Source organism: Vibrio sp. 03_296 (genome assembly GCF_002265885.1).
This window is the reverse complement of record NZ_NPKW01000808.1, coordinates 1-976: the sequence shown is the minus strand read 5'-3', so window position 1 is coordinate 976 and position 976 is coordinate 1. Positions and strand designations below refer to the sequence as shown.

2 protein-coding genes and 1 pseudogene are annotated in these 976 nt (G+C 46.9%); 2 read left to right on the top strand and 1 reads right to left on the bottom strand.

Annotated elements, in window-relative coordinates; genetic code table 11:
- Positions 1 to 81 precede the first annotated feature (81 nt).
- Entirely contained in the window at positions 82 to 288 is a 207-nt protein-coding gene (locus CIK04_RS28040) for an aldehyde dehydrogenase family protein (protein ID WP_325205932.1), read from the top strand.
- A 101-nt stretch (positions 289 to 389) separates the two neighbouring features.
- Here CIK04_RS28040 and CIK04_RS28035 read toward each other — a convergent pair.
- A pseudogene (locus CIK04_RS28035) lies at positions 390 to 633 on the bottom strand (DUF2798 domain-containing protein).
- A 155-nt stretch (positions 634 to 788) separates the two neighbouring features.
- Here CIK04_RS28035 and CIK04_RS28030 point away from each other — a divergent pair.
- A partial coding sequence (locus CIK04_RS28030) for a flavin reductase (protein WP_176463458.1) occupies positions 789 to 976 on the top strand: 188 nt, incomplete at its 3' end.

The window sequence follows — 976 nt, the reverse complement described above, 5'->3', positions numbered from 1 at the left end:
AGTTTGGCCCTGTATTGCCAGTGATTAAGTATTCAACTAGTCGCGGATGCAGTAGCGGCAGCGAACAGCGTCGAAGTGGGCTTGGGTGGCTCAATTTGGGGGGATGTTGAGCAAGCGAGCGAGTTAGCCTCCAAGTTGGAATGTGGTTCGGTGTGGATCAACGGCCATGCGGAAGTTTTGCCTCACGCGCCATTTGGCGGCTGCAAGATGTCTGGCTTTGGCGTGGAGTTTGGCCTAGAAGGGCTACTCGAAAACAGCCTGCTGCARGTCGTAAACATCAATAAATAGGGTGCTTTTCTAAGCTCAATAAACCTAGATACCTCTTATCAGCTTTATCGCTGGCAAGGGGTATCGACCGTTCCTCTATGCCTATTTTTAATCTGTGATCCTCAATCGGCGGTCGGTTTATTTTCACCTAACAAAGCCAGCCAGTGGGCRRGTCGGCTGAATTTTTGGCATCACAGTAAGGTTAAGAGCGAACGCGACAGGCCAAGCGACAAAGAACGAATCTCGCCACGCACTCAACCAGTGCAGATTTAGCCCGACTTTACTCAGTGATATCACCCCAGACATCATCAATGCCATAAACAGCGAGCCTAGAATTGCTTGGATTAGAATCTCTTTCTTACTCATTTCCCTATCTCTAATTGCTCACGAAAAGTGCAAGTWGATTACTACAAGTTGTCTATTCATTCCTGAGCAGGCTTTTTTTGCATTATTATCCCAGCTACAAAGCAAATAGATAAATAAAACGATAAGTCAGTACTCAACAAGAATAAGGAATTACTATGTCTCTACAACAGGATTTTCGCGACGCAATGTCTAAACTTGCTGCAGCAGTGAACATTGTCACTACAGGCGGCGTGGCTGGTACTGTCGGTATTACTGCTACTGCGGTTTGTTCAGTCAGTGACTCACCTGCAACGGTTTTGGCKTGCGTTAACCGTAACAGCGCCTCTAACGCCATCTTCAAGAA